Source organism: Streptomyces sp. Q2 (assembly GCF_056820935.1).
Window position 1 is genome coordinate 1 of record NZ_JBXEJE010000091.1, and the last position, 3,393, is coordinate 3,393.

A 3,393-nucleotide genomic window follows, 5' to 3' on the forward strand; every position below is an offset into this window, starting at 1 on the left:
TCCTCATCGCGGGCCCCGGTGCCGCCGCCACCCACGCCGCCGACCTCCTCGGCACGCTCGCCGGCGCCGGCAGCCCCGTCACCCGCCTGGCCCCCTCGGGCGTCGCCCCCGCCGCGGGCGCCATGCGCTGGGAGCTGCCCGGCTGGGCCGGCTCCGTGGACCTGCTGCTGATCGCGACCCCCGACGGCAGCGAGCCGGGCCTGTCCCTGCTCGCCGAACAGGCCTACCGCCGAGGCTGCAGCGTCGTCGCCGTGGCCCCGTCCCACTCGCCGCTCGCCGAGGCGATCGACGGCGCCCACGGCCTCTTCGTACCGATGGCGACCGCCCCGTACGACCAGGACGAACCCCTCGCCGCATCCGCCCCCGGCGTGCTGTGGGCGCTGCTCACCCCGCTGCTCGCGCTCCTGGACCGCACCGGCCTGCTGACCGCCCCGCCCGAAGCCCTGGCGAAGGTCGCCGACCGCCTCGACGGCATCGCCGAGCGCTGCGGGCCCGCCATCGCGACCTACAGCAACCCGGCCAAGACCCTGGCCGCCGAGCTCGCCGACGCCCTCCCGGTCATCTGGACCGAGGGCACCTCCGCGGGCCCCGCGGGCCGCCGCTTCGCCGCCGCCCTCGCCGAACTCTCCGGCGCCCCGGCCGTAGTCGCCGAACTGCCCGAGGCGCTCGCCGCGCACAGCGCCCTGCTCGCGGGCCGGCTCGCCGCGAGCGCCGACCCGAACGACTTCTTCCGCGACCGCGTCGACGAGGCGCCCGCCCTGCACGCGCGCGTGGTGCTGCTCCGCGACCGCCCGATCGGCGGCCTCACCGCCGCCCCCGGCGCCCGTGACCTGGCCCTCAGCCACGACACGCCGATCAGCGAACTGGAGCCGGAGCCCGGCGGCGAACTGGAGACCCTCGCGGAACTGATCGCCGTCACCGATTTCGCCGCCGTTTACCTGGCGCTCGCCTCAAGGGCCTGATCTGGTCCCGCGCCCACCGAGCAGAGCCCGCCGAGCAGCGTACGTACGGAGACAGAGACACAGCATGGACCGCCTCGACAACACCGTCCGCCCCTACGCCTGGGGTTCCACCACAGCGATCCCGAAGCTGCTCGGCACCGAGCCGACCGGCGAACCGCAGGCGGAGATGTGGATGGGCGCCCACCCGGGCGCCCCCTCGCGCACCGCCCGCGGCACGCTCGTCGACGTCATCGCGGCCGCACCGGAGCGGGAGCTGGGCGAGCAGGCCGTGGCCAGGTTCGGCCCGCGCCTGCCCTTCCTCCTCAAGATCCTCGCCGCCGGCGCCCCGCTCTCCCTCCAGGTCCACCCCGACCTCGCCCAGGCGAAGGAGGGGTACGAGGACGAGGAACGCCGCAACATCCCCGTGGACGCCGGGCACCGCAACTACAAGGACGCCAACCACAAGCCCGAACTCATCTGCGCGCTGACCGAGTTCGACGGCCTGTGCGGCTTCCGTGACCCGGCGCAGGCCGCAGACCTGCTCGACGGGCTCGGTGTCGACTCCCTCAAGCCGTACGTCGACCTGCTGCACGCCCAGCCGGCGGAGGCCGCCCTGCGCGAGGTCCTCACCGCGATCCTCACCGCCGATCCCGAGGAGATGGCCCGCACGGTCGCCGAGGCCGCGACCGCCTGCACCCGGCTCGGCGGCGACCACGCGCCCTACGCGGACATCGCCCACCACTACCCGGGTGACCCCGGCGTCATCGCCGCGATGCTCCTCAACCACGTCCGACTCCAGCCCGGCGAGGCCCTGTTCCTCGGCGCGGGCATCCCGCACGCCTACCTGAGCGGCCTCGGCGTCGAGATCATGGCGAACTCCGACAACGTCCTGCGCTGCGGCCTGACCCCCAAGCACGTCGACGTCCCCGAACTCCTGCGCGTCGTCCGCTTCGAGGCCGGTGACCCGGGCGTGCTGCGCCCGGAGGCGTCCCCCGACGGCGAGGAGGTCTACGAGACCCCGATCGACGAGTTCCGGCTCTCCCGGTACGTCCTCCCCGAGGGTGCCACCGGCCATGACCTCACGCGCGCGACCCCGCAGATCCTGCTGTGCACGGCGGGCACGGTCCGTGCCGGTGACACGGAACTCACCCCCGGCCAGTCCGTGTTCGTGCCGGCGGGAGAACAGACCGAGGTGACCGGGACCGGCACGGTCTTCCGGGCGACCGTCATCGTCTGAAGCGACCACTTGATGCCCTGGCACACCGTCATCGTGCGGGGCTGCAACAATGGCCCACCGCAAAGGACGGGCAAAGCCCGGGACGGCGTACGAAGGGAAAACGCGAACACATGAGCGCGTCAGGCGGCACCAAGGCGATCGTGGCGGCACTCGCCGCCAACCTCGCGATCGCGGTAGCGAAGTTCGTGGCGTTCCTCTTCAGTGGCTCGTCATCGATGCTCGCCGAGTCCGTGCACTCGCTCGCGGACTCGGGCAACCAGGCCCTGCTGCTCGTCGGCGGCAAGAAGGCCCAGCGCGAGGCCACCCCGCAACACCCCTTCGGCTACGGCCGCGAGCGGTACATCTACGCCTTCCTCGTCTCGATCGTGCTCTTCTCGGTCGGCGGCATGTTCGCGATCTACGAGGGCTACGAGAAGATCAAGGACCCCCACGAGATCGAGCACTGGTACTGGCCGGTGGGCGTCCTCGTGTTCGCGATCATCGCGGAGACATTCTCCTTCCGGACGGCCATCAAGGAGTCCAACCCGCTGCGGGGCGACCTCTCCTGGACGGAGTTCGTCCGCCGGGCCAAGGCGCCCGAGCTGCCGGTGGTCCTCCTGGAAGACCTGGGCGCGCTCGTTGGCCTGATCCTGGCCCTCGGCGGCGTCGGCCTGGCCCTCGCGACAGGCGACGGCGTCTGGGACGGCATCGGCACCCTCTGCATCGGTGTCCTCCTGATCCTGATCGCGCTGATCCTGGCCGCCGAGACCAAGTCCCTGCTCCTCGGCGAGGCCGCGGGCATCAACGACGTCAAGAAGATCGAGGCCGCCATCGTCGACGGCGACACCGTCACCGGCATCATCCACATGCGCACCCTCCACCTCGGCCCCGAGGAACTGCTGGTCGCCGCCAAGATCGCCGTACAGCACGACGACACGGCCACCGAGGTCGCCACCGCCATCAACGCCGCCGAGTCCCGCATCCGCGCGGCCGTCCCGATCGCCCGCGTCATCTACCTCGAACCGGACATCTACAGCGAGACCGAGGCCGCCAAGGGCGCCGACCGCGAGGCCACTCCCGGGGGCCCGACGGCGCACGGCCCCGGCCACTGACCTCGTACGACCTTCGCGTAGGACCTTCCCGTAGGTCCGTCTCGTGCGACTGTCCGATACGGATGCCCGATACGGATGTCCCGCGCGGCAGTGGGGTCCACCGAGTCGCTCGGTGGACCCCCCC

Annotated in this window: 3 protein-coding genes; all 3 read left to right on the plus strand. The window is 72.4% G+C overall.

The window, feature by feature from the left end:
* The coding region (locus tag ACWBNA_RS47390) for an SIS domain-containing protein (protein ID WP_482710809.1) at positions 1 to 962 on the plus strand (962 nt) is incomplete at its 5' end.
* 64 nt (positions 963 to 1,026) lie between these two features.
* The gene (gene manA, locus ACWBNA_RS47395) at positions 1,027 to 2,178 is read left to right on the plus strand and encodes a mannose-6-phosphate isomerase, class I (protein ID WP_482710810.1); all 1,152 of its coding nucleotides are present in this window, start codon (positions 1,027 to 1,029) and stop codon (positions 2,176 to 2,178) included.
* A gap of 110 nt (positions 2,179 to 2,288) precedes the next feature.
* Positions 2,289 to 3,269 (plus strand): cation diffusion facilitator family transporter, encoded by a 981-nt coding sequence (locus ACWBNA_RS47400; RefSeq protein ID WP_482710811.1) that lies wholly within the window; start codon positions 2,289 to 2,291, stop codon positions 3,267 to 3,269.
* The last annotated feature ends 124 nt before the right edge of the window (positions 3,270 to 3,393 follow it).